Consider the following 21,298-nt stretch of genomic DNA (forward strand, 5'->3'; position numbering starts at 1 on the left):
GTGTTCGTCGCACACCGTGCCCGGCTGTGGGCCTGCTGTCACGGTTAGGTGCGCAAACTCTGTTTCGTCCTTTGTGCTCACGCGCTGCTGGCCCGACGACGGCGGCCCCGACACAATCAGGGTGTGGAGGTTCGATGGCGCGCCTGGCTGGCGGCTCGACGCTGGCCGTGGCAGCGTCGCTGGACGCTGGCCAGCCGCATGCTCGCGATGCAGCTCGGGATCGTCTGCGTCGTACTGGTGGGGGTCGCCGCGGTCTCGCTGGCGCAGTCCGATGCCCGGGCGCGCGACACCGAGGGCCGTCGCGCCCTGGCGATCGCGGAGCGTCTTGCCGTGACTGCGGGGGTGCGCGAGGCAGCCGCGTCGGGTGGCCGGGAGTACCTGGGCCAGGCCACGTCGGTGGTGGAGTCGGGTCGCACGTTCTCGAGCTCGACCACCGTGCTCCTGGCCCTGCGTGACCGACGGGTGATCGCGTCGAGCGATGCCCTGCCGCGCGACCCGCTCTACCTCCAGCAGACCGACGCGTTCGACGGACGGTCGTGGGTGGGGACCGAGCAGGGCACCGGTGCGGCCTTCGCCATGGCGCCGATCATCAACGTCGACAACCGCCAGACCGACGGGGTGGTGGCGGTCGTGCGGGCCTACCCCTCCGTCCTCGACAACCTCGCTGCCGCCGTGCCGAACCTGTTGACCTATCTGGGGATCGCCAGCCTGCTCGGGGTCGTCGGGTCGCTCCTGCTGGCCGGCCGCGTGAAGCGCCAGACGCTGGGCCTCGAGCCGCGTGAGATCGCCGGTCTGGTCGAGCAGCGCGAGGCCCTGCTCCACGGCATCAAGGAGGGCGTCCTGGCGGTCGACCTCGACCACCGGATCACCATGGTGAACGACGAGGCGGCGCACCTGCTCGGCATACCGCTCACCTCCGGGGGCCGCACGCTCCAGGAGGTCGACGCCACTGGACGCGCTGCGCTGATCTTCACCGACGCGGTCGAGCTCACCGACCACGTCATGCCCGTGCGCGGCCGGGTGCTGACCGTCAACCGGATGCCGGTCCGCAGCCGCGGTCGGCACATCGGGTGGGTGGCCACGATGCGCGACCGCACCGAGATGCTCGAGCTCCAGCGCGAGCTCGACCTCACCAAGAGCACCACCGACACGCTCCGCGCACAGGCCCACGAGTTCAGCAACCGCATGCACGTCGTCAGCGGCCTGATCGCGCTGGAGGAGTATGACGGGGTCCGCAACTACGTCCGCCAGATCACCGACGACTCGACGACACTCACGACCAATGTCGTGACGCGCGTGCAGGATCCGGCAGTCGCGGCGCTGCTCATCGCGAAGGCCAGCCAGGCGACCGAACGCGGGGTGGACCTCGTCGTCGACCCGTCCAGCGACGTGCCCCAGCTCGACGACGCGCTCGCGGCCGACGTCAACACCGTCATGGGCAACCTCATCGACAACGCCTTCGACGCCGCTGCCGGTGGTGACGCGCCCACCGTTCGGGTAGCGCTGGCGCACACCGGGGAGGCCGTCACGGTGACGGTGCGCGACAGCGGCCCGGGCGTCGACTCGACGATCGGCGAGATGGTCTTCGACCGCGGGTTCACGACCAAGGCGACGGCCACCGCGCAGGAGCGCGGGATCGGACTGGCCATCGTCCGGGTGATCTGCCGCAACCGGGGCGGCGACATCGTCGTCGGCAACGACGACGGTGCGGTCTTCGTGGCGACCCTGCCGGTGTTGCTCGGCCAGGGCGTCTCGTGATCTCGGTGCTCGTGGTCGACGACGACTTCATGGTGGCGCGCCTGCACTCCAGCGTCGTTGCCCGCGAGGACGGCTTCGAGGTGGCCGGCATCGCCAGCACCGGCACGGATGCCCTGCGTGCGGTCGAGGTCACCCGGCCCGACCTCGTCCTGCTCGACATCTACCTGCCCGACATGACCGGCCTCGAGGTGCTGCGCCGGTTGCGCGAGGGTGGCAGCGAGGACGTCGACGTGATCGTCATCAGTGCCGCGCGCGACCTCGACACCTTGCGGACCGCCTTGCGTGGCGGGGTCTTCCACTACCTGGTCAAGCCGTTCGAGATCGAGTCGCTCCAGCAGCGACTACGCGAGTATGCCGTGCACCGGGCTGAGCTGGACGAGCTCACCGAGGTGGGCCAGGACGACGTCGACAGGGTGTTCCGGGCCGGGGCCGTCGCCCGGACCGGGGGGGGCCTGCCCAAGGGGATCAGCCCGGAGACCACCGACCTCGTCCTGCAGGCCCTCGAGGCGGCCGACGAGGACGGGCTCTCCGCCACGGAGTGCGCCGAGTCCACCGGGCTGTCCCGCAGCAGCACGCGGCGCTACCTCGAGCACCTGGTGGCGGTGGGGAAGGCCGAGATGCGGCCCCGCTACGGCGCCGCGGGTCGCCCCGAGCGGCGCTACACGCTGCGCTGACCCAGGGGCGGGCCGGACCACCTGACTCGGTCAGTCGGACCGGTCGGTCAGTCGGTCAGTCGGACCGGTCGAGCCGGTCGGCGATGGCGTTGAGCGCGGTGTCGCGAGCCGCCAGGACGTGTGCCTCGGCGAGCGCGCGAGCCTGCTCCGGATCGCGCGCCACAAGGGCCTCGAGGATCTGGCGGTGCTCGGCCAGGGCGGCAGTGCGGCGCTCCTGGGACTGGTTGGTGAAGGCGCGGTAGCGAGCCATCTGGCCGTCGACCTGGGCGTGCAGTCGCGACGCCCACCCGTGTCCGGCGATGTCGCCGATGGCCAGGTGGAAGTCGTGGCCGGCGTTCATCGCGTCCGTCGGCAGGTCGACCAAGGCGGCGTTGCGCTCGACCAGGGCGCGCAGGGTGGCGACGCCGGCGTCATCGAGGCGAGTCCCGGCCTCGGCGGTCATCAGCCCCTCGAGGGCCGCGCGCACCGAGTAGAGCTCCTCGATCTCCCGGGCACTGAGCGGACGCACCACCATGCCTCCGGTCGGCAGCTGGTCGAGCAGGTCCTCGGCGAGCAGCAGCCGGAGCGCCTCCCTGAGCGGGGTGCGGCTGACCTGCATGCGGGTCGCGAGCTCGGGCTCGAACAGGCGCTGCCCCGGCTTGAGCTCGAGGTCGAGGATCTGCCGGCGCAGCTCGGTGTAGACGAGCTGTCCACCGGACGCGCGGCGCGGGCGGTCCACCATCTGATCTCCGTTCTCGACGTAGTTGCATACTTGTATACAAGTATGCTTTCCTCTCCCCAGTCTTGCACAGCCGCACCGAGGAGGACGAGTGACCCCGTCAGTGACGCCCGACTCCCGACCCGCCGCAGGCCCCGGTTTCGCGGCGACCGACCTGGCCCGGTTCGCGACGGAGGTGCTGGTCGCCGAGGGAGTGGCCGGGGCCGACGCCGCCCTGCTCGCCGACACGCTGGTCACGGCCGAGCTCTGGGGCCACGCCTCCCACGGCATGCTCCGCCTGCCCTGGTACCTCACCCGGCTGCGGTCCGGGGCGATGGAGCGCAGCACCGCTGCCGAGGTCGTCCGCGACGGCGGCGCCGTCGTGGTGCTCGACGGAGGTCACGGCATCGGCCAGGTGCTGACCCAGCGCGCGGTCGAGCTCGGGATCGAGCGGGCCCGCACCCACGGCATCAGCGGGGTGGCGGTCCGCAACTCCGGTCACTTCGGCACCGCCGCCTACTTCACCCGCCAGGCCGCCGAGGCGGGCTGCGTCGCCCTCCTGGTCACCAATGCCAGCCCTGCCATGGCGCCCTGGGGTGGGCGGGACAAGGCGATCGGCACGAACCCCTGGTCCATCGCGGCCCCGGCCGGCCGCCACGGCGTCGTCGTCATGGACCTGGCCAACACCGCCGTGGCGCGCGGCAAGGTCTACCTCGCCGCCGAGCGGGGCGACGCGATCCCGGAGGGCTGGGCGGCCACCGCCGACGGCACTCCGACCACCGACCCCGCCGAGGCCATCGCCGGCCTGATCCTGCCAATGGCCGGACCCAAGGGCTACGTCATCTCGTTCATGATGGACGTCCTCGCCGGCGTGCTCACGGGCAGCGCCTTCGGCGACGGGGTCGCCGGCCCCTACGACCCCGACCGCCGCAGTGGGGCCGGTCACCTGCTCATCACCATCGACGTCTCCGCCGTGTCCGACGCGGCCGAGTTCGCGGCCCGCATCGAGGCCATGGTCGACCAGACACGTGGTGGTGCGCTCGCCACCTGGGCGGACGAGATCCTCGTCCCCGGAGAGCTCGAGGACCGCACCCGACAGCGGTTGGCCGCCGACGGCATACCCCTGGCTGCCACCACGAGGGACGCGCTGGCGACCCTCGGCAGGGAGGCCGGTGTCGCCCTTCCCGACCCCCTCACCCCGACCGGACCGGAGGTCCTCCCATGATCGCGCTCGTCGTCTCCCTCGACGTCGTCCCCGGCCGGCTCGACGAGTTCACCGAGGCCATCGCCACCAACGCCGAGCGGTCGTTCACCGACGAGCCGGGCTGCCTCTACTTCGACGTGGTGCAGGACCTCGCCGACGACCACCACTTCCTGTTCTACGAGCTCTACGCCGACGACGAGGCCATCGCCGCACACCGCGCTGCCCGGCACTTCGCGCAGTGGCGGGCCGCCGCAGACCGCTGTGTGGTGCCGGGCAGCCAGGTCAACACCCTTGCCGCACAACGGTTCCACCACCCGCAGGGGCAGTCGTGAAGCTCCTCGTCCTGCCCGGTGACGGCATCGGACCGGAGATCAGCGAAGCCACGGTCGCGGTGCTGGGCGCGCTCGACGAGCAGCTCGGGCTCGGCCTCGAGCTCGAGCAGCGCGACATCGGGCTGGCGTCCCTGGCAGCCGTCGGCACGACCCTGCCCGACGACGTGGTGGCCAGGGTGGCGGAGGTCGACGGCACCGTCCTCGGTCCGGTCTCGCACTACGACTACCCGGCCCGCGACCAGGGCGGGATCAACCCGTCCGCCGAGCTGCGGACGCGGTTCGCGCTGCACTCCAACATCCGCCCGTGCCGGTCCGTCGAGGGGTTGAGCGTGCTGCGCACGCCGATGGACCTCGTCATCGTCAGGGAGAACACCGAGGGGTTCTACTCCGACCGCAACATGTATGCCGGGAGCGGCGAGTTCATGCCGGACGAGGACTCGGCGTTCTCGATCCGCAAGGTCACGGCGCGGGCGTCGCATCGGGTGGCCAGGACCGCCTTCACGCTGGCCCGCTCCCGCCGCCGACACGTGACGGCAGTGCACAAGGCCAACGTCCTCACGCTGTCCGACGGACTCTTCCTACGGTGCGTCCGCGAGGTGGCCGCGGAGTTTCCCGACGTCGAGCTGCGTGAGCTGATCGTCGACGCGGCCGCCGCGAGGCTGATCCGCGACCCCGGGTCGTTCGACGTCGTCGTCACCACCAACATGTTCGGCGACATCCTGAGCGACGAGGCCTCGGAACTCTGCGGCAGCCTCGGCCTCGGGGGAGCGGTCAACGCCGGTGACGGGATCTGCGTCGCGCAGGCCCAGCACGGGTCTGCCCCTGACATCGCCGGGCAGGGCATCGCCAACCCCGTCTCACTCGTCCGCTCGGCGGGCATGCTCCTCGACTGGCACGGCGCCCGCTCGGGCCGGCCCGAGCTGTGCGACGGGTGGCGGTACCTCGACCGCGCCGTCACCTCCGTGGTCGCCGACCCCGCCACCCGCACCCGCGACCTCGGGGGCTCCCTCAGCACCGCCGACTTCACCAGCGCCCTGATCGACACACTCACCCAGGAGGTCTCCCGTGGCTGACCAGCCGCTCGCCCCCAACCTGTTGATCCGACCCGAGACGGTGCGTCCGTTCGACCGGGGCAACGGCGTCGTCACCATCCCCTACGTCGGCAAGTGGAACTGCGAGAGCAACCACGTCACCACGGGTCAGACGCAGTTCCAGCCCGGCACCGGACTCCCGTTGCACAGCCACAACGTCGAGGAGTCGGTGCTCGTCCTCGAAGGCGAGGCCGTCGCGGAGATCGGCGAGGAGCGCTTCGACCTCGTGGCTGGCGAGGCGACCTGGGTGCCGGCCGGCGTCGCGCACCGCTTCTTCAACCGTGGCGACGGCGTCATGCGGATCTACTGGGTCTACGGCGGCCGCGACGTGACTCGCACGATCACCGCGACCGGGGAGACCTTCGAGCACCTCTCGGAGAGCGACCGCGGCGGGCTGAGCACCCCATGAGCGCCGACCTCACGGGCACGACCGGTGCGGTCACGACGAGCATCGTCACGACGAGCACCGTCACGACCAGCACCGTCACGACCACCAATCCCGCCGACGGGACCACCCTCGCGAGCTATCCCGCCATGGGTCCGGCAGAGGTCGAAGAGGCCGTCGCGCGCGGTGCGGCTGCGGCCCGCGCCTGGGGCCAGGTCCCCGTCGCCGACCGAGCAGCGCTGCTCACCAGGTTCGCCGCCCACCTGCGGGCCGACGCGGAGCGCTACGCGGCGTCGGTCACCGCGGAGATGGGCAAGCCGCTGGCGCAGGCCCGGGGTGAGGTCGAGAAGTCGGCGGTGACGGCCGACTACTACGCCGCGAGGGCTGCGACGATCCTGGCTCCCCGAGACGTCGAGATCGACTCCCCCGCAGGGGTTTCGGCCTTCGTCGCGCCCGAGCCGCTGGGTCTGGTGCTGGCGGTGATGCCGTGGAACTTCCCGGTCTGGCAGGTGCTGCGGTTCGCCATCCCGACCTTGGCGGCCGGCAACGGTGTGCTGCTCAAGCACTCGCCCAACGTCACCGGGACGGCTCTGGCCCTGGCCGAGGCGTTCGAGCAGGTCGGCTTCCCCGCCCACCTCGTGACGGCCTTGGTCCTCGTCGAGGACGACGTGCCCCGCACCGTCGGCGGGCTCATCGCCGACGACCGGGTCGCCGCCGTCACCCTCACCGGCAGCAACCGCGCCGGCGAGATGGTCGGTGCCGCTGCGGGACGGGCCTCCAAGCGGTCGGTGCTGGAGCTGGGCGGGTCCGACGCGTTCGTGGTCCTCTCCGACGCCGATGTCCCCGCTGCCGCGGCCGCAGCCGTGGGTGCCCGTTTCACCAACTCCGGCCAGAGCTGTGTCTGCGCCAAGCGGTTCGTCGTGGAGGCACCCGTGGCGGAGGAGTTCACCCGCCTGTTCCTCCAGGGCGTCGAAGCCCTGTCCGTCGGCGACCCGACCGACCCGGCCACCAGCGTCGGCCCGCTCGCGCGCGGCGACCTCCGCGACGCCCTCCAGCGGCAGGTGGACGAGTCGGTGGCCGCCGGGGCCACGCTCGCGGCCGGGGGACGCAGCATCGACGGCCCGGGGTCCTTCTACGAGCCGACCGTCCTGCTCGACACCGGCCCTGGCATGCCGGCCTTCGACGAGGAGACCTTCGGTCCGGTCGCCGCCATCGCCGTGGCGACCGACGAGGACGAGGCCGTGCGGTTGGCCGACGCGACGCCCTACGGGCTGGGGCTCAGCGTCTGGAGCCGGTCCAGCGAGCGAGCCCTGGGTGTCGCCCGCAGGATCACGTCCGGCGCGGCCTTCGTCAACGCCGTCGTCGCCTCCGACCCCCGGGTGCCCTTCGGCGGCACCAAGCGCAGCGGTTATGGCCGCGAGCTCGCCGAGGCCGGCATCCTCGAGTTCACCAACCAGCGCACCTACTGGGTGGCCGGCTGACGTCTCGCATCCGAGACGGTATGGCGCGTGCGTAGGGCGCGCTCGCGGCATACCTCCGCTGCAATGGAGGCATGACGACCACTGCCACCTCCGCGCCGACGGTCACCGTCGGCACCGGCCCCATCTCATTCGACGACGTCGTGGCGGTCACCCGCCACGGTGCCCGGGTCGAGATCTCGCCGGAGTCGCTCACCGAGGTGCGCCGCACCCGCGCCGTGATCGAGGCGCTGGCCGACGACACGGTGGCGCACTACGGCGTCTCCACCGGGTTCGGCGCCCTGGCCACCCGGCACATCCCCGTGGAGCTGCGGGCCCAGCTGCAGCGGTCGCTGGTGCGCTCGCACGCCGCAGGCTCCGGCCCCGAGGTCGAGCGCGAGGTCGTCCGGGCGCTCATGCTCCTGCGCATCTCGACCCTTGCGACGGGCCGCACCGGCATCCGTGAGGAGACCCTGACTACCTACGTCGCGATGCTCAACGCGGGCATCACCCCGGTGGTCCACGAGTACGGCTCACTCGGCTGCTCGGGCGACCTCGCCCCGCTGTCGCACTGTGCGCTGGCGCTGATGGGTGAGGGTGTCGTCCGCGACGCCGAGGGTGAGCGGATGCGGACGGCCGAGGCGTTCGCCGCCGCCGGAATCACGCCGGTCGAGCTGCGCGAGAAGGAGGGCCTGGCCCTCATCAACGGCACCGACGGCATGCTCGGCATGCTCGTCCTCGCGATCACCGATCTGCGCATGCTGCTCAAGGTCGCCGACATCACCGCAGCGATGAGCGTCGAGGGCCAGCTCGGCACCGACGACGTGTTCGCGGCCGACCTGCACGCGCTCCGTCCCCAGCCCGGCCAGGCGCTGTCCGCCGCGAACCTGCGAAAGCTCATGCAGGACAGTGGGATCCGCGACAGCCACCGTGACCCGGAGGCATGCACCCGTGTCCAGGACGCCTACTCGCTGCGGTGCTCACCCCAGGTGGCGGGCGGGGTCCGCGACACCGTGGAGTATGCCGCGACGGTTGCCGGCTTCGAGCTCGCCTCCGCGGTCGACAACCCCGTGGTGACGCCCGACGGCCGGGTCGAGTCCAACGGCAACTTCCACGGGGCGCCGGTCGCCTACGTGCTGGACTTCCTCGCGATCGTCGCGGCCGACCTGGCGTCGATCTCCGAGCGTCGCACCGACCGCTTCCTCGACGTCTCGCGCAACCACGGGCTGCACGCGTTCCTCGCCGACGACCCGGGCGTCGACAGCGGCCACATGATCGCCCAGTACACCCAGGCCGCGATCGTGTCGGAGATGAAGCGGCTCGCGGCTCCGGCGTCGGTCGACTCGATCCCGTCCAGCGCGATGCAGGAGGACCACGTGTCGATGGGCTGGTCGGCGGCCCGCAAGCTGCGCCGCTCGGTTGACGGCCTCACCCGCGTGCTGGCGGTCGAGCTGCTCACTGCGGCCCGCGCCCTCGACCTGCGCGCGCCGCTCACCGCGGCCCCGGCCACGGCCGCGGTCGTCAAGGCGCTGCGCGACGCCGGTGCCCCTGCGCCCGGCACCGACCGCTTCCTCGCCCCGGAGATCGAGACCGCAGTCCAGCTCGTCGCCACCGGCGCGGCGGTCGCAGCAGCCGAATCCGTCACCGGCCCCCTCAACTGAACCTCAGAAAGGAAACACCATGGAAGGCGCTCGCCCCGTCCGCTCGCCCCGCGGCACCCAGCTCACCCACGCAACGCACTGGGGTGCCGAGGCGCCGCTGCGCATGCTCATGAACAACCTCGACCCCGAGAACGCCGAGCGTCCCGACGACCTCGTCGTCTACGGCGGCACGGGACGCGCGGCTCGCGACTGGAAGTCGTTCGACGCCATGGTGCGCACCCTCAGCACGCTCAAGCAGGACGAGACGATGCTGGTGCAGAGTGGGCGCCCGGTCGGGGTCATGCAGACCCACGAGTGGGCGCCCCGCGTGCTCATCGCCAACTCCAACCTCGTCGGCGACTGGGCCACCTGGCCGGAGTTCCGCCGGCTCGAGCACCTCGGGCTGACGATGTACGGGCAGATGACCGCCGGGTCCTGGATCTACATCGGCACGCAGGGCATCGTCCAGGGCACCTACGAGACCTTCGCCGCCATCGCCGAGAAGAAGTTCGGCGGCACGCTCGCCGGCACGCTGACCCTGACCGGTGGCTGCGGTGGCATGGGTGGCGCGCAGCCCCTCGCGGTGACGATGAACGAGGGCGCCTGCCTCATCGTCGACGTCGACGAGACCCGACTGCGTCGCCGCGTCGAACACCGTTACCTCGACGAGGTGGCCGACTCCCTCGACGACGCGATCGAGAAGGCCGTGGCTGCCAAGAACGAGCGCCGGGCCTGGTCGGTCGGCGTCGTCGGCAACGCCGCCGAGGTCTTCCCGGAGCTGCTGCGCCGCGGGGTGCCGATCGACATCGTCACCGACCAGACCAGTGCCCACGACCCTCTGTCGTACCTCCCCGAGGGGATCGAGCTCGGGGACTGGCACGAGTACGCGGAGAAGAAGCCGGAGGAGTTCACCGACCGCGCGCGCGAGTCGATGGCCAAGCACGTCCAGGCCATGGTCGAGTTCCAGGATGCCGGGGCCGAGGTCTTCGACTACGGCAACTCGATCCGCGACGAGGCCCGACAGGGTGGCTACGACCGGGCCTTCGAGTTCCCGGGCTTCGTGCCGGCCTACATCCGGCCGCTGTTCTGCGAGGGCAAGGGCCCGTTCCGCTGGGCCGCCCTCTCCGGTGACCCGAAGGACATCGCGGCCACCGACAAGGCCGTCCTCGACCTCTTCCCCGACAACGACCGGCTGCACAAGTGGATCCGCGGCGCGCAGGAGCGGATCGCCTTCCAGGGGCTGCCCGCTCGCATCTGCTGGCTCGGCCAGGGCGAGCGCGACAAGGCGGGGCTGGCGTTCAACGAGCTGGTCCGCACCGGCGAGGTGAGCGCGCCCATCGTCATCGGCCGCGACCACCTCGACACCGGGTCAGTCGCCAGTCCCTACCGCGAGACCGAGGCCATGCTCGACGGCTCCGACGCCATCGCCGACTGGCCGCTGCTCAACGCCCTCGTCAACACGTCGTCGGGCGCCAGCTGGGTGTCGATCCACCACGGCGGTGGCGTCGGCATCGGCCGTTCGCTGCACGCCGGCCAGGTCTCCCTCGCCGACGGCACCGAGCTCGCCGCCCAGAAGCTGGCTCGCGTGCTGACCAACGACCCGGCGATGGGCGTCATCCGGCACGTCGATGCCGGCTACGACATCGCCGAGCGCACGGCGCAGGAACAGGGCGTCCGCATCCCGATGCGGGAGGGCTGAGCGACCACCGCGGGCCGAGCGGCCCGCGCGGAATGGCCGACCGAGCGCGCGCGGTTGTCCCGGCGGCACAGCAGCCAAGGGGCACCGGGTGCTCCACCGGACGACGTATGCCGGGTGGTGACCACCCGGCATACGCTGGCCTGACGGGGCGGTGCAACTCAGGTGGGTGACGGTGCATGGGGCGAGGGGCGAGGGGACGACGCGCGCTCGGGCTCGGCGCCTTGGGGTGCGCGTTCGCCCTCATGATGGTCGGGTGCACGACACCTGAGCCGCGCAGCCGGCCGGGCACCTCGGCGACCGCCACGACCACCGGAACGGCAGCGGTGCCCGGCCCACCGCAACCGACGGTGGAGCCGATCCCCACGATCGCCGACCCGGCCACCACCTTCTCCTTCGCCGTCATCCCGGACACCCAGCCCGAGGTGAGGCCGCAGGACCCCCGCACCGACAAGCGGATCGCCTGGCTCGTCGCCCACCGGGCGCAGCTGAACCTGCAGTGGGTGCTGCACAGCGGCGACGTCCAGGACTGGGACACGCCCGACCACCAGCAGTGGGTCAGCATGAGCACCCGGTTCGCGGCGCTGGCGGCGGCCGGCATCCCGTTCATCGCGTCGCCCGGCAACCACGACACGGCGGCCGTCTGCGAGGGGGGCGCGGCGTGTCCGGGTGCCGACACCACGGTGACGGTGCGCGACACCACCTTGTGGAACACGTACTACCCACCGTCCTACTTCGGCTTCGAGGGGCTGGCCGAGCCGGGCAGGTCCGACAACGGTTTCCGCACGTTCCGCGCCGGTGGTGACGACTGGCTCGTCCTCAGCCTCGAGATCTGGCCGCGACAGCAGATCATCGACTGGGCCACCGGCGTGGTGGCCTCGCACCCGCACCACAACGTCATCGTGCTGACGCACATGTTCCTCGAGAACGACGGGTCGATCTCGACGACCAACGGCGGCTACGGCGCGACCACCTCGACCCAGCTGTGGGACGCGCTCAAGGTCTACCCCAACGTCGTCATGACCTTCTCCGGGCACACCGGTCAGGTCTTCTCCGGCTCCAGGCCCGCCGCCGACGGCCACCCCGTCGCGATGTTCCTGCAGGCCATGCACGCCCCCGACACGAACCCGGTGCGCATCGTCACGGTGGACACCGCTGCCGGGACCATCGCCACCCAGGTGCGGGCCAGCTTCGACCGCTCCAAGCCAGTGGGACAGCAGGACGTCGAGGAGGTCTACCCCTACTCGACGACCCTCACCGGCCTGCGCTGGGTGACTCCCTAGGTGTACCCGGCCATGACGTTGGTACCTGGATCGGTCTATTGACGTGAGGAGAACCCCCGAGTGGGGTGTGGCTTGTCGAAGGCCCACATCCACTCGGAGGTTCTCGTGTCCCACGGTAATGCTCGTCTGACCCTTCATGGCCGACTGCTGATCGTTCAGCGACACCAGGCCGGCTGGCCCAAGGCCCACATCGCTGCGGCGATGGGAGTGTCACGCAAATGCGTGCGGATCTGGATCGACCGGTACCGCACCGAGGGGGAACTGGGCCTACGCGACCGGTCGTCTCGTCCGCACCGGACCCCGACCCGGACTCCGGTCGAGATCGAGGCGCGGATCATCGAGCTCCGCAGGCGCGAGCGTCGGGGACCGGACTGGATCGGGGCCGAGCTCGGCCTACCCACCCGGACGGTCTCGCGGGTCCTGTCGCGCAACGGCATGCCCAGGCTGGCCGTGCTCGACCCGATCACCGGCCACGTCATCCGAGCCAGCAAGGTCACCGCGGTCCGCTACGAACGCGAACGCCCCGGTGAACTAGTCCACATGGACGTCAAGAAGCTGGGGCGCATCCCCGACGGGGGTGGTTGGCGCGCGACCGGCGGAACCGCCAACTACCACCGCACACGGCTCGACAAGACCCGGATCGGCTACGACTTCGTGCACTCCTTGGTCGACGACCACAGCCGGCTCGCCTACTCCGAGGTGTTGCCCAACGAGCAAGGCCCGACCTGCGCCGGATTCCTCGAACGCGCGATCAGCTACTTCGCCGAGCACGGCATCACCCAGGTCGAACGGCTCATGACCGACAACGCCTGGGCCTACCGCTATTCGCTGCGCGAAACCTGCGCTCGACACGGCATCCGGCAGGTCTTCATCAAGCCACACTGCCCTTGGCAAAACGGCAAGGTCGAGCGACTCAACCGCACCCTGCAAACCGAGTGGGCCTACCGACAGGTCTTCACCAGCAGCACCGACCGGGCAGCCGCTCTTGCCCCATGGCTCGAGCACTACAACACTCAACGACGCCACACAGCACTCGGCGGGCACCCACCCGTCAGCCGACTGCGACCAACCTGATGGCTCGATACACCTAGGCGGGCTCGGTGACGTCGGCGACCTGCGCGTCGAGGGCCCGGAGCACATCGTCGGAGTGTGCGGTCGCGGCGACGCCGTGCGCCCCGGCGCCGATCGAGATCAGGCGTCCGCTGACGGTCGCGTCCGCGACGACGGGGAGAGGGGTGGTCGAGCCGAAGGGCGTGATCGTGCCGCGCTCGTAGCCGGTCACCTCCTTGGCGACAGCCGCATCGGGCATCGACATCCGGTTGACGCCCAGCAGGGCCCGCAGCTTGGGCCACGAGATCTCCCGGCCGCCGGGCACGAGGACGAACAGGAAGTCGTCCTCGGCGCGCCGCACCACCAGGGTCTTGATGATGTCCTGCGGCTCGACCCCCCTTGCAGCAGCCGCCTCCTCGAGGGAGCCGACCCGTCCGTGCCGCGTGATCGTGTGCTCGATCCCGCTGACGGCCAGCGCCGCGGCGGCCCGCGCCTCGCCCTCGGTCGGGGTGGCGTCCCGGGCAGGGTCGGAGCCGGTGTCCTGGGTCATGTCGTCATGCTAGGTCCCCGGCCGCGACGCCGCTGCCGGGCGTGGTCTGGGATCCGAGACGCATTGCCCGGTGTCCTGCCGTGCGCCGGCGGTCCCTGGTGTGGAATGGTCTCGGTGCCGGTTGAGCAGAGCGTCGCATGGACCTCGCCGTCGGCGTGGGCAGAGCTGAGAGGACACCGTGAGCTTCGAGTCGATGTGGTCTGACCTGCAACCGGTCGGACGCAGCGCCCAGAGCGGCGGCTACCGCCGGTTCGCGTGGACGCGCGAGGACCACGACCTGCGCGAGTGGTTCGCGGGCGAGTGCGCGACCCGTGGGCTCGACCTCACCGAGGACCGGATGGGCAACCAGTGGGCCTGGTGGGGAGACCCCGACTCGGCCGCGGCCAAGGGTGACAAGGGCGTCGTCACCGGCTCCCACCTCGACAGCGTGCCGGACGGTGGCGCCTTCGACGGCCCACTCGGGGTCGTCAGCGCCCTCGCGGCGGTGGACGCCCTGCAGGCCAACGGGTTCCAGCCGTCCAGGCCGATCGGCGTCGTCAACTTCGTCGACGAGGAGGGCGCCCGGTTCGGGGTCGCCTGCGCCGGCTCACGCGTCATCACCGGAGCCATGACCGCGCGTCGCGCGCGCAGCCTCACCGACGCCGACGGCACGTCGATGGCCGATGCGCTGAAGGCCGCCGGGCGCGACCCCCACCAGATCGGTCGGGACGACGACGCGCTGCGCCGCATCGGCAGCTTCGTCGAGCTGCACGTCGAGCAGGGCCGCGGGCTCATCGACCTCGACCACCCCGTCGCGGTCGGCAGCGACATCTGGCCGCACGGCCGGTGGCGCCTCGACTTCGCCGGCGAGGCCAACCACGCGGGCACGACCAGGCTCGAGGACCGTCACGACGCGATGCTCGGGTATGCCGCCGCGGTGCTCGCCGCCCGCGAGGCTGCCATCACGCACGGGTGCGTCGCCACCATCGGCAAGGTCGCCGTGACGCCCGGTGGCGTCAACGCGATCCCCAGCGCGGTCACCGGGTGGCTCGACGCCCGGGGCGCGAGCCCCCGCGCGGTCCGTCGTGCGGTCTCCGACATCACCGCCATGGTCGAGCAGTCGGGCGGCAGGATCACCCAGGAGTCGTGGACCCCGTCCACGCCGTTCGACACCTCGTTGAGCGCACGGCTCGGCACCCGGCTCGGCGGCATACCAGTGCTGGGCACGGGGGCGGGGCACGACGCCGGCATCCTCGCGAACGCCGGCATCCCCACCGCCATGCTCTTCGTCCGCAACCCCACTGGCGTCTCGCACTCCCCGGAGGAGTTCGCCGAGACGTCCGACTGCCTCGAAGGGGTCGCCGCCCTCACCGCGGTCCTCGAGGACCTCGCCGGGGACGCGGCATGACGACCTACTGGGCGGAGCACGCCTGGCTCCCCACGGGCCTGGCCACCGACGTGCGGTTCGACGTCGTCGACGGCGTCTTCGCAGGGGTGCGCCGTCGCGCGCGGGCGGAGGCCGGCGACGTGCGACTCCACGGAGTCGTCCTGCCCGGGCTGGCCAACGCCCACAGCCACGCCTTCCACCGCGCCCTGCGCGGCCGCACCCACGGCGACGGCGGCAACTTCTGGACCTGGCGACAGCAGATGTATGCCGTGACGCGGCACCTCACGCCCGACACCTACCTCGCCCTCGCCCGGGCGGTGTTCGCCGAGATGGTGCTGTCCGGCACCACCGTGGTCGGGGAGTTCCACTACCTGCACCACGACGTGTCCGGGCGGCCCTACGCGGACCCGAACGCGATGGGGGCAGCGCTCATCGAGGCCGCTCGCGAGGCTGGCCTGCGGCTGACGCTGCTCGACACCTGCTACCTCGCCGGTGGTCTGGCGGGCGACGGCCACGTGCCGCTCGACGACGTCCAGCGTCGCTTCACCGACGGCGACGTCGACCGGTGGGCCACGCGAGTAGCAGCACTCAGCCCCGACGCAACCACCCGGATCGGTGCCGCCGTCCACTCGGTGCGCGCCGTGCCCCGCGACGACCTGCGGGCGATGGCCGAGGTCACCCGCGGCCGGATCGTCCACGCCCACGTGAGCGAGCAGCCCGCCGAGAACCTCGCCACCCAGATGTTCTACGGCGCCACGCCCACCGAGCTGCTCGACGAGGCGGGGCTGCTGGGCGACCGGTTCAGCGCGGTCCACGCCACCCACCTGTCCGACCACGACATCCAGCTGCTCGGTGGGTCCTCGTCGACCGCCTGCTTCTGCCCCACGACCGAGCGCGACCTCGCGGACGGCATCGGCCCCGCGCGTGCCCTGGCGGAGGCGGGCGCCCGGCTCTCGCTCGGCTCCGACCAGCACGCCGTGATCGACCCGTTCGAGGAGGTCAGGGGCCTGGAGATGCACGAGCGACTGGCCAGCAACGAGCGCGGCCGCTTCACACCCGACGAGCTGATGACCGCCGCATCGGTGGACGGCTACCGCAGCCTCGGGTGGCAGGATGCCGGGCTCATCGCCGACGGCGCGGCCGCCGACTTCGTCGTGGTCCGCACCGACACCGTCAACACGGCGGGCGCCAAGGCGGGTCAGATCCTCTACAGCGCAACACGATCCGATGTCGACACCGTCGTCGTGGGCGGACAGGTGGTGGTCGAGTCCGGCCGGCACCGGCTGGGTGACGTGGCGGCGATGCTGGGCAAGGCGCTGTCCGACGTCAGGGACCACCAGTGAGCAGCACCGTCGTCACCGGCATCGGCGAGCTCGTCACCTGCGACGGGACCACACCAGACGGGCTGGGCCTGCGCCACGACGCCGCCGTCGTCGTGGCGGACGGCAGGATCGTCTGGGTGGGCTCGTCCAGGGAGGCGCCGGCGGCCGACCGCGTCCTCGACGTCGACGGTCGGGCCGTGCTCCCCGGCTTCGTCGACTCCCACGCGCACCTCGTGTTCGCCGGTGACCGCGGTGACGAGTTCGCCGCCCGCATGGCGGGGACGCCCTACGACGGGGGTGGGATCGGGGTCTCGGTCGCGGCGACCCGAGACGCCACCGACGACGAGCTGCGGGCGCTGGTCGCCGCCCGGGTCGGGGAGATGCGCGCCCAGGGCACGACGACCGTCGAGATCAAGAGCGGATACGGCCTGACGGTCGAGGACGAGGCCCGGGCCCTGCGCATCGCCCGCGAGTTCACCCCGGAGACCACCTTCCTCGGCGCGCACGTGGTGCCACCCGAGTACGCCGGTGACCGCGCGGCATACCTCGAGCTGGTCACCGGGCCGATGCTGGAGGCTGCGGTCCCGCACGCACGGTGGGTCGACGTCTTCTGCGAGCCGCACTCGGCCCACGCCTTCACCGAGGACGAGGCCCTCGCGGTGCTGGTCGCCGGACGCCAGGCGGGGCTGGAGCTGCGGGTGCACGGCAACCAGCTCGGCCACGGACCCGGCGTGCGCCTCGCGGTCGAGCTGGGCGCGGCCAGCGTGGACCACTGCACCTACCTGTCCGACGCGGACGTCGAGGCGCTCTCTGGCGCGGCCGACACGACGGTGGCCACCCTCCTGCCGGGCGTCGAGTTCTCGACCCGGTCGCCCTACCCGGACGCGGCCGCCCTGCTGCGGGCCGGGGTGTCGATCGCGCTCGCGACCGACTGCAACCCCGGCACCTGCTACTCGTCGTCGATGCCGTTCGTCATCGCGCTCGCGGTGCGCGAGATGGGGCTGACGCCCGGTCAGGCCGTGCTCGCTGCCACCGTCGGCTCAGCGAAGTCGTTGCGGCGCACCGACATCGGTCGCATCGAGGTCGGCGCGCGGGCAGACCTGACGGTGCTCGACGCGCCCTCGCACGTCCACCTGTCCTACCGCGCCGGTGTCCCGATCGCCCGGGCCCTCGACCTGTAGCGACGCGTCAGGCGTCGCCCTCCTGCATGGCCTTGGGGAGGTGGCCGGCCGACTTCTGGTAGTACTCGGCCGCCTTGCGGGTCGCGATGACCCTGGCCGCGCCGGCGGCCAGCCCGGTCAGCGCCGCGAACGCGACGGCGTCCTTCCACGGCGTCCGCGGGTCGCGGGGGTCGACCACGGCGTCACGGCCGGCCTTCTTCCAGACGGTGGTGACCAGCTTGTTGGCGATCACGCCGGCGAGCACCGCCGACCCGGTCCCGAGCACTCGCCACACCAGTGGTCCCATGTCGCACCTCTCCGTTCCGATCGCCCTCCGGCCGCCGCAAACTGCTGCTGACCTGCGCCTCCACCCTGTCACATCGTGGAGTAGTCTTCGACGCGTAACGACAGGGGAGCGCGTGAGCGCTGAGAGTGCGGGAGACCGCAGACCCTCACACCTGATCCGGTTCGCACCGGCGTAGGGAGTCGAGATCTCAGACACCTGTCGGGCGAGTGCGCCACCACAGGTGCTCCTCGTTCGGCAGCTGTCTCCCCGAGGTATCCACCGGATTCCACGGGAGAAGAACACATGAGCACCACCAACACCCCGGCCTCGGCCGACACCACCTCATCCACACCCACCACGCCCCGCCGCGGCAGCATCCGCGCGGCGGCGCCCTTGACCGGCTGGCGCACGGTCGACCTGCTCACGGTCACGTTCCTCGGCGCCGCGTTCGGCATCGCCTACTGGGGCTGGGGCCTTGCCTACGAAGCCCCGGCCAACGCCATCAGCGTCGGCTTCCCGCCGCTGTCCGGCCTCTTCGCCGGGCCCTGGTTCATGGCCGGCGTCGTGGGCGGTCTGGTCATCCGGCGTCCGGGAGCAGCGCTGGCCTGCGAGGTCATCGCCGCGCTCGTCTCGATGCTCCCCGGCACGCAGTGGGGGGCCACGACGCTGGTCTCCGGAGTCGTCCAGGGGGTTGGCACCGAGCTGGCCTTCGCCCTGTTCGGCTATACCGCTTTCGGACTGGTCGCGGCAGTGGCCGCGGGGGCGCTCGCAGGCCCGCTCGAGGCCGGGTACGAGTCGACCAACTGGATCAAGGACTGGGCACTCACCTGGAAGCTCGCGTATGCCGGGATCCTCACCTTCAGCGGAGGCCTCGTCGCCGGTGCGGGTGGCTGGCTGCTGACCAAGGCGCTCGCACGGGCTGGCGCACTCGGTGCCTTCCCCGCAGGACAGGAAGCCCGGGAGTCACGCGCTGTCTGATCACCCCGGTCCCGGCGCCTCATCGGGGCGTCGGGGGCACCTCGAGGTCCGGGGACTGACCTGGCGGCCCTACGGGCGTCGCGACCCGGTCATCCCCGGACTCGACCTCGACATCCCGGCCGGCCAGCGGGTCCTCCTCGTCGGCCCGAGCGGCTCCGGCAAGTCCACGCTCCTGCGTGGGCTCGCCGGGGTGCTCGAGGTCGCCGACTCGGGTGAGCGCGGTGGCACCGTGCTGCTCGACGGTGCCATCCCGGGGACCCGTGCCGGCGATGTCGGCCTCGTCCTCCAGGAGCCCGGCACGGGCATCGTGTCGGCGACCGTCGGACGTGACGTGGCCTTCGGCCTCGAGAACATCGGTATGCCGCGCGCCGACATGCCGGCGCGCGCCACGGCCGCGCTGGCCGCGGTGGGTCTCCAGATGCCGCAGGACACTCCCACGCACGCCCTGTCCGGGGGTGAGCAGCAACGGCTCGCCCTGGCGGGAGCGCTCGCCCTCGAGCCCGCGGTCCTGCTGCTCGACGAACCCACGGCGATGCTCGACCCCGCGAACGCCGACACCGTCCGCGCGACGGTCGACCGGGTGACGCGGTCCCGAGGCCTGACGACGGTCGTCGTGGAGCACCGGCTCGGCCCCTGGCTCGACCTGGTCGACAGGCTGGTCGTGCTCGACTCGACGGGCCGGATCGTGGCGGACGGGGAGACCGCCTCGGTGCTGGCCCTGCACGGGGAATCTCTTGCAGCCCAAGGCATCTGGGTGCCAGGGATCCCGGACCCGCAACCGCGCGGCATACCGGCTGGGGTGTTCGAGCCGTCGTCGACGTGCGCCAACGTGCTGACCCTCGACGCCGCAGACGTCACCATCAGCCGGTCGGTGCGCGCACTCGACGGATCGACCCGCACCACGGTCGCGGTGCAGGACCAGTGGTTCCAGGCTCGCGCCGGACAGGTGCACGCCCTGGTGGGCCCCAGTGGCGCCGGGAAGTCGACCTTCCTGCTCGCGCTGGCCGGGCTGTTGCAGCGGCAAGGCGGCGAGGTTCGGCTGCGGCCCGACCTCGCGGTCGAGGGGGAGCGCGACCCGCGTGGGCTGGGCACGGTCGACCTGGCCCGCCGGGTGGCCTGGGTGCCGCAGTGGGCCAGCTCGACGATCGTCAGCCACACCGTGCTCGACGAGGTGATGACCACGTCGCGAGCGGTCGGGTTGGTCGAGTCCGAGGCACTGGAGCGGGCCCGCGCGCTGCTGGCCCACCTCGGCCTCGCTCATCTGGAGCAGGCCGACCCCCGACACCTCTCGGGTGGGGAGCAGCGTCGGCTCGCGATGGCGTCGGCGGTGGTCCACCAGCCGGCTTTGGTGTGTGCCGACGAAGCCACCGTCGGTCAGGATCGGCTCACCTGGGCTGCCGTCATGGGCATCGTCGAGGCGCTGCGCGACACCGGGACGGCGATCGTCCTCACCACGCACGACGACGCCGTGACCAGTCGGGCCGACGCGGTCACCGTGATCGAGCGACCGGTCCAGCCGCCACCCGTGCCGGCCCGCCGCCGCCCGGTGGTGGCCCGGGCGGGACCCCTGTCGCTGTTGGCGGGGGCGAGCCTCGCCATCCCCGCGGGGGTCGTCTCGCCGGGGTGGTCCACCAGCCTGCTCGTGCTCGCGGCCCAGGCCGTGCTCGCGGTGATCGCACTCTGGGCGCCAGGACACGGACGGGCCCCCACCGGTCGGCTGCGGGGAGTCCTCCTGCGCCTGGGACCCGGGGTGCTGGGCGCCCTGTCCGTGGCCTGGTCGACGTGGCTGCTCGGGGGCCACGACACCGACACCGCCTTCACCGCGGGCCTGCGGGTGCTCATCATCGTCTTTCCCTCGGCCGTGTTGATCCAGCACGTCGACGCCGACGCCCTCGGCGACCACCTGGGGCAGCGGCTCCGGCTTCCCGCCCGCCCGGTCGTGGCCGTGGCCGCGGCACTGCAGCGGGTGCACACCTTCGGTGAGATCTGGTCCGAGATCGCCCGGGCCCGCCGGGTGCGCGGCATCGGAGCCTCCGCGCGCTCGCCGCGATCGGTGCTCGCCGAGCTGTCGGCCCTGACGATCGGCATGCTCGTCCGCTCGTTGCAGTCCGCGGCCGCGCTCGCCGTGGCGATGGACTCGAGGGGGTTCGCCACGGCATACCGGCGCACCTGGGCGGAGCCCGCCCCTTGGCAACGAGCCGACTGGCTCGTGGTCGCCGCCAGCGTGCTCCCTCTCGCGGTGGCGGTCCTCGTTCGCTGACCCGAGTGCCGGCTTCGAAGACCTCGTGCGGCGCGGTGGGTCATGCATCCACGGAGAGGCACAGATTCCGAAGTGTAGCCTATGAATCGCCCGGAGTGTAGTTCAATGG

Annotated in this window: 19 protein-coding genes and 1 riboswitch; of the genes, 16 read left to right on the forward strand and 3 right to left on the reverse strand. The window is 71.9% G+C overall.

Annotated features, from left to right (window positions below; all coding sequences use genetic code 11):
- Window positions 1-123 precede the first annotated feature (123 nt).
- Both AC1DWJ_RS17035 and AC1DWJ_RS17040 read left to right on the forward strand, forming a co-directional pair.
- Window positions 124-1,758, forward strand: a complete 1,635-nt coding sequence (locus AC1DWJ_RS17035) for a sensor histidine kinase (RefSeq protein ID WP_457254958.1) — start codon at window positions 124-126, stop codon at window positions 1,756-1,758.
- Window positions 1,755-2,432, forward strand: a complete 678-nt coding sequence (locus AC1DWJ_RS17040) for a response regulator transcription factor (protein WP_457254960.1) — start codon at window positions 1,755-1,757, stop codon at window positions 2,430-2,432. The genes AC1DWJ_RS17035 and AC1DWJ_RS17040 overlap by 4 nt, the downstream gene beginning before the upstream one ends.
- Window positions 2,433-2,487: 55 nt before the next feature.
- Here AC1DWJ_RS17040 and AC1DWJ_RS17045 read toward each other — a convergent pair whose 3' ends face one another.
- Window positions 2,488-3,153: a GntR family transcriptional regulator gene (locus AC1DWJ_RS17045; RefSeq protein WP_477621453.1), complete on the reverse strand. Its 666-nt coding sequence runs from the start codon at window positions 3,151-3,153 to the stop codon at window positions 2,488-2,490.
- Window positions 3,154-3,241: 88 nt separating this feature from the next.
- Here AC1DWJ_RS17045 and AC1DWJ_RS17050 point away from each other — a divergent pair, with 88 nt between their 5' ends.
- The 9 genes from AC1DWJ_RS17050 (at window position 3,242) to AC1DWJ_RS17090 (ending at window position 13,291) form a co-directional block, all read left to right on the forward strand.
- A complete protein-coding gene (locus tag AC1DWJ_RS17050) occupies window positions 3,242-4,354 on the forward strand; it encodes an Ldh family oxidoreductase (RefSeq protein WP_457254963.1) in 1,113 nt (370 codons plus the stop codon).
- On the forward strand, window positions 4,351-4,665 hold the full coding sequence (locus AC1DWJ_RS17055) for a putative quinol monooxygenase (protein WP_477621454.1): 315 nt from the start codon (window positions 4,351-4,353) through the stop codon (window positions 4,663-4,665). The genes AC1DWJ_RS17050 and AC1DWJ_RS17055 overlap by 4 nt, the downstream gene beginning before the upstream one ends.
- Window positions 4,662-5,738 (forward strand): isocitrate/isopropylmalate dehydrogenase family protein, encoded by a 1,077-nt coding sequence (locus AC1DWJ_RS17060; RefSeq protein ID WP_477621455.1) that lies wholly within the window; start codon window positions 4,662-4,664, stop codon window positions 5,736-5,738. The genes AC1DWJ_RS17055 and AC1DWJ_RS17060 overlap by 4 nt, the downstream gene beginning before the upstream one ends.
- Window positions 5,731-6,165, forward strand: coding sequence for a cupin domain-containing protein (locus tag AC1DWJ_RS17065; RefSeq protein ID WP_457254966.1), 435 nt, complete (start codon window positions 5,731-5,733; stop codon window positions 6,163-6,165). The genes AC1DWJ_RS17060 and AC1DWJ_RS17065 overlap by 8 nt, the downstream gene beginning before the upstream one ends.
- The gene (locus tag AC1DWJ_RS17070) at window positions 6,162-7,622 is read left to right on the forward strand and encodes an aldehyde dehydrogenase family protein (protein ID WP_477621456.1); all 1,461 of its coding nucleotides are present in this window, start codon (window positions 6,162-6,164) and stop codon (window positions 7,620-7,622) included. The genes AC1DWJ_RS17065 and AC1DWJ_RS17070 overlap by 4 nt, the downstream gene beginning before the upstream one ends.
- Window positions 7,623-7,693: 71 nt before the next feature.
- The gene (gene hutH / locus AC1DWJ_RS17075) at window positions 7,694-9,259 is read left to right on the forward strand and encodes a histidine ammonia-lyase (protein WP_477621457.1); all 1,566 of its coding nucleotides are present in this window, start codon (window positions 7,694-7,696) and stop codon (window positions 9,257-9,259) included.
- 19 nt (window positions 9,260-9,278) lie between these two features.
- On the forward strand, window positions 9,279-10,937 hold the full coding sequence (hutU, locus tag AC1DWJ_RS17080) for a urocanate hydratase (RefSeq protein ID WP_477621458.1): 1,659 nt from the start codon (window positions 9,279-9,281) through the stop codon (window positions 10,935-10,937).
- 176 nt (window positions 10,938-11,113) lie between these two features.
- A complete protein-coding gene (locus AC1DWJ_RS17085) occupies window positions 11,114-12,217 on the forward strand; it encodes a metallophosphoesterase (protein WP_477621459.1) in 1,104 nt (367 codons plus the stop codon).
- Window positions 12,218-12,322: 105 nt separating this feature from the next.
- Window positions 12,323-13,291: an IS481 family transposase gene (locus AC1DWJ_RS17090; protein WP_477621460.1), complete on the forward strand. Its 969-nt coding sequence runs from the start codon at window positions 12,323-12,325 to the stop codon at window positions 13,289-13,291.
- Between the two features lie 13 nt (window positions 13,292-13,304).
- Here the strand turns inward: AC1DWJ_RS17090 and AC1DWJ_RS17095 are convergent, their stop codons facing one another.
- Complete coding sequence (locus tag AC1DWJ_RS17095; protein WP_477621461.1) at window positions 13,305-13,817, reverse strand: aminoacyl-tRNA deacylase; 513 nt, start codon at window positions 13,815-13,817, stop codon at window positions 13,305-13,307.
- A 178-nt stretch (window positions 13,818-13,995) separates the two neighbouring features.
- On the opposite strand from AC1DWJ_RS17095, the gene AC1DWJ_RS17100 reads away from it, so the two are divergent.
- The 3 genes from AC1DWJ_RS17100 to hutI are packed head-to-tail and all read left to right on the forward strand — an operon-like array spanning window position 13,996 to window position 17,686.
- Window positions 13,996-15,204 (forward strand): allantoate amidohydrolase, encoded by a 1,209-nt coding sequence (locus tag AC1DWJ_RS17100; RefSeq protein WP_457254974.1) that lies wholly within the window; start codon window positions 13,996-13,998, stop codon window positions 15,202-15,204.
- On the forward strand, window positions 15,201-16,526 hold the full coding sequence (locus tag AC1DWJ_RS17105) for a formimidoylglutamate deiminase (protein ID WP_477621462.1): 1,326 nt from the start codon (window positions 15,201-15,203) through the stop codon (window positions 16,524-16,526). The genes AC1DWJ_RS17100 and AC1DWJ_RS17105 overlap by 4 nt, the downstream gene beginning before the upstream one ends.
- Window positions 16,523-17,686 (forward strand): imidazolonepropionase, encoded by a 1,164-nt coding sequence (gene hutI, locus AC1DWJ_RS17110; RefSeq protein WP_477621463.1) that lies wholly within the window; start codon window positions 16,523-16,525, stop codon window positions 17,684-17,686. The genes AC1DWJ_RS17105 and hutI overlap by 4 nt, the downstream gene beginning before the upstream one ends.
- A 7-nt stretch (window positions 17,687-17,693) precedes the next feature.
- On the opposite strand, the gene AC1DWJ_RS17115 is transcribed toward hutI, so the two are convergent.
- Complete coding sequence (locus tag AC1DWJ_RS17115) at window positions 17,694-17,972, reverse strand: DUF4235 domain-containing protein (protein ID WP_457254977.1); 279 nt, start codon at window positions 17,970-17,972, stop codon at window positions 17,694-17,696.
- 92 nt (window positions 17,973-18,064) lie between these two features.
- Window positions 18,065-18,167: riboswitch (TPP riboswitch) on the forward strand.
- An 87-nt stretch (window positions 18,168-18,254) separates the two neighbouring features.
- On the opposite strand from AC1DWJ_RS17115, the gene AC1DWJ_RS17120 reads away from it, so the two are divergent.
- Both AC1DWJ_RS17120 and AC1DWJ_RS17125 read left to right on the forward strand, forming a co-directional pair.
- Window positions 18,255-18,929, forward strand: coding sequence for an ECF transporter S component (locus tag AC1DWJ_RS17120; RefSeq protein WP_477621464.1), 675 nt, complete (start codon window positions 18,255-18,257; stop codon window positions 18,927-18,929).
- Complete coding sequence (locus tag AC1DWJ_RS17125) at window positions 18,883-21,189, forward strand: ATP-binding cassette domain-containing protein (RefSeq protein ID WP_477621465.1); 2,307 nt, start codon at window positions 18,883-18,885, stop codon at window positions 21,187-21,189. The genes AC1DWJ_RS17120 and AC1DWJ_RS17125 overlap by 47 nt, the downstream gene beginning before the upstream one ends.
- The last annotated feature ends 109 nt before the right edge of the window (window positions 21,190-21,298 follow it).

Source organism: Pedococcus sp. P2_D7, assembly GCF_056404295.1.

What these genes read in the sequence shown, in the direction of transcription:
- AC1DWJ_RS17045 (WP_477621453.1), bottom strand. Translation starts at nt 3,153, where the DNA reads ATGGTGGACCGCCCGCGCCGCGCGTCCGGTGGACAGCTCGTCTACACC.
- AC1DWJ_RS17055 (WP_477621454.1), top strand. Translation starts at nt 4,351, where the DNA reads ATGATCGCGCTCGTCGTCTCCCTCGACGTCGTCCCCGGCCGGCTCGAC.
- AC1DWJ_RS17070 (WP_477621456.1), top strand. Translation starts at nt 6,162, where the DNA reads ATGAGCGCCGACCTCACGGGCACGACCGGTGCGGTCACGACGAGCATC.
- hutH (WP_477621457.1), top strand. Translation starts at nt 7,694, where the DNA reads ATGACGACCACTGCCACCTCCGCGCCGACGGTCACCGTCGGCACCGGC.
- hutU (WP_477621458.1), top strand. Translation starts at nt 9,279, where the DNA reads ATGGAAGGCGCTCGCCCCGTCCGCTCGCCCCGCGGCACCCAGCTCACC.
- AC1DWJ_RS17085 (WP_477621459.1), top strand. Translation starts at nt 11,114, where the DNA reads ATGGGGCGAGGGGCGAGGGGACGACGCGCGCTCGGGCTCGGCGCCTTG.
- AC1DWJ_RS17095 (WP_477621461.1), bottom strand. Translation starts at nt 13,817, where the DNA reads ATGACCCAGGACACCGGCTCCGACCCTGCCCGGGACGCCACCCCGACC.
- AC1DWJ_RS17105 (WP_477621462.1), top strand. Translation starts at nt 15,201, where the DNA reads ATGACGACCTACTGGGCGGAGCACGCCTGGCTCCCCACGGGCCTGGCC.
- AC1DWJ_RS17115 (WP_457254977.1), bottom strand. Translation starts at nt 17,972, where the DNA reads ATGGGACCACTGGTGTGGCGAGTGCTCGGGACCGGGTCGGCGGTGCTC.
- AC1DWJ_RS17120 (WP_477621464.1), top strand. Translation starts at nt 18,255, where the DNA reads ATGAGCACCACCAACACCCCGGCCTCGGCCGACACCACCTCATCCACA.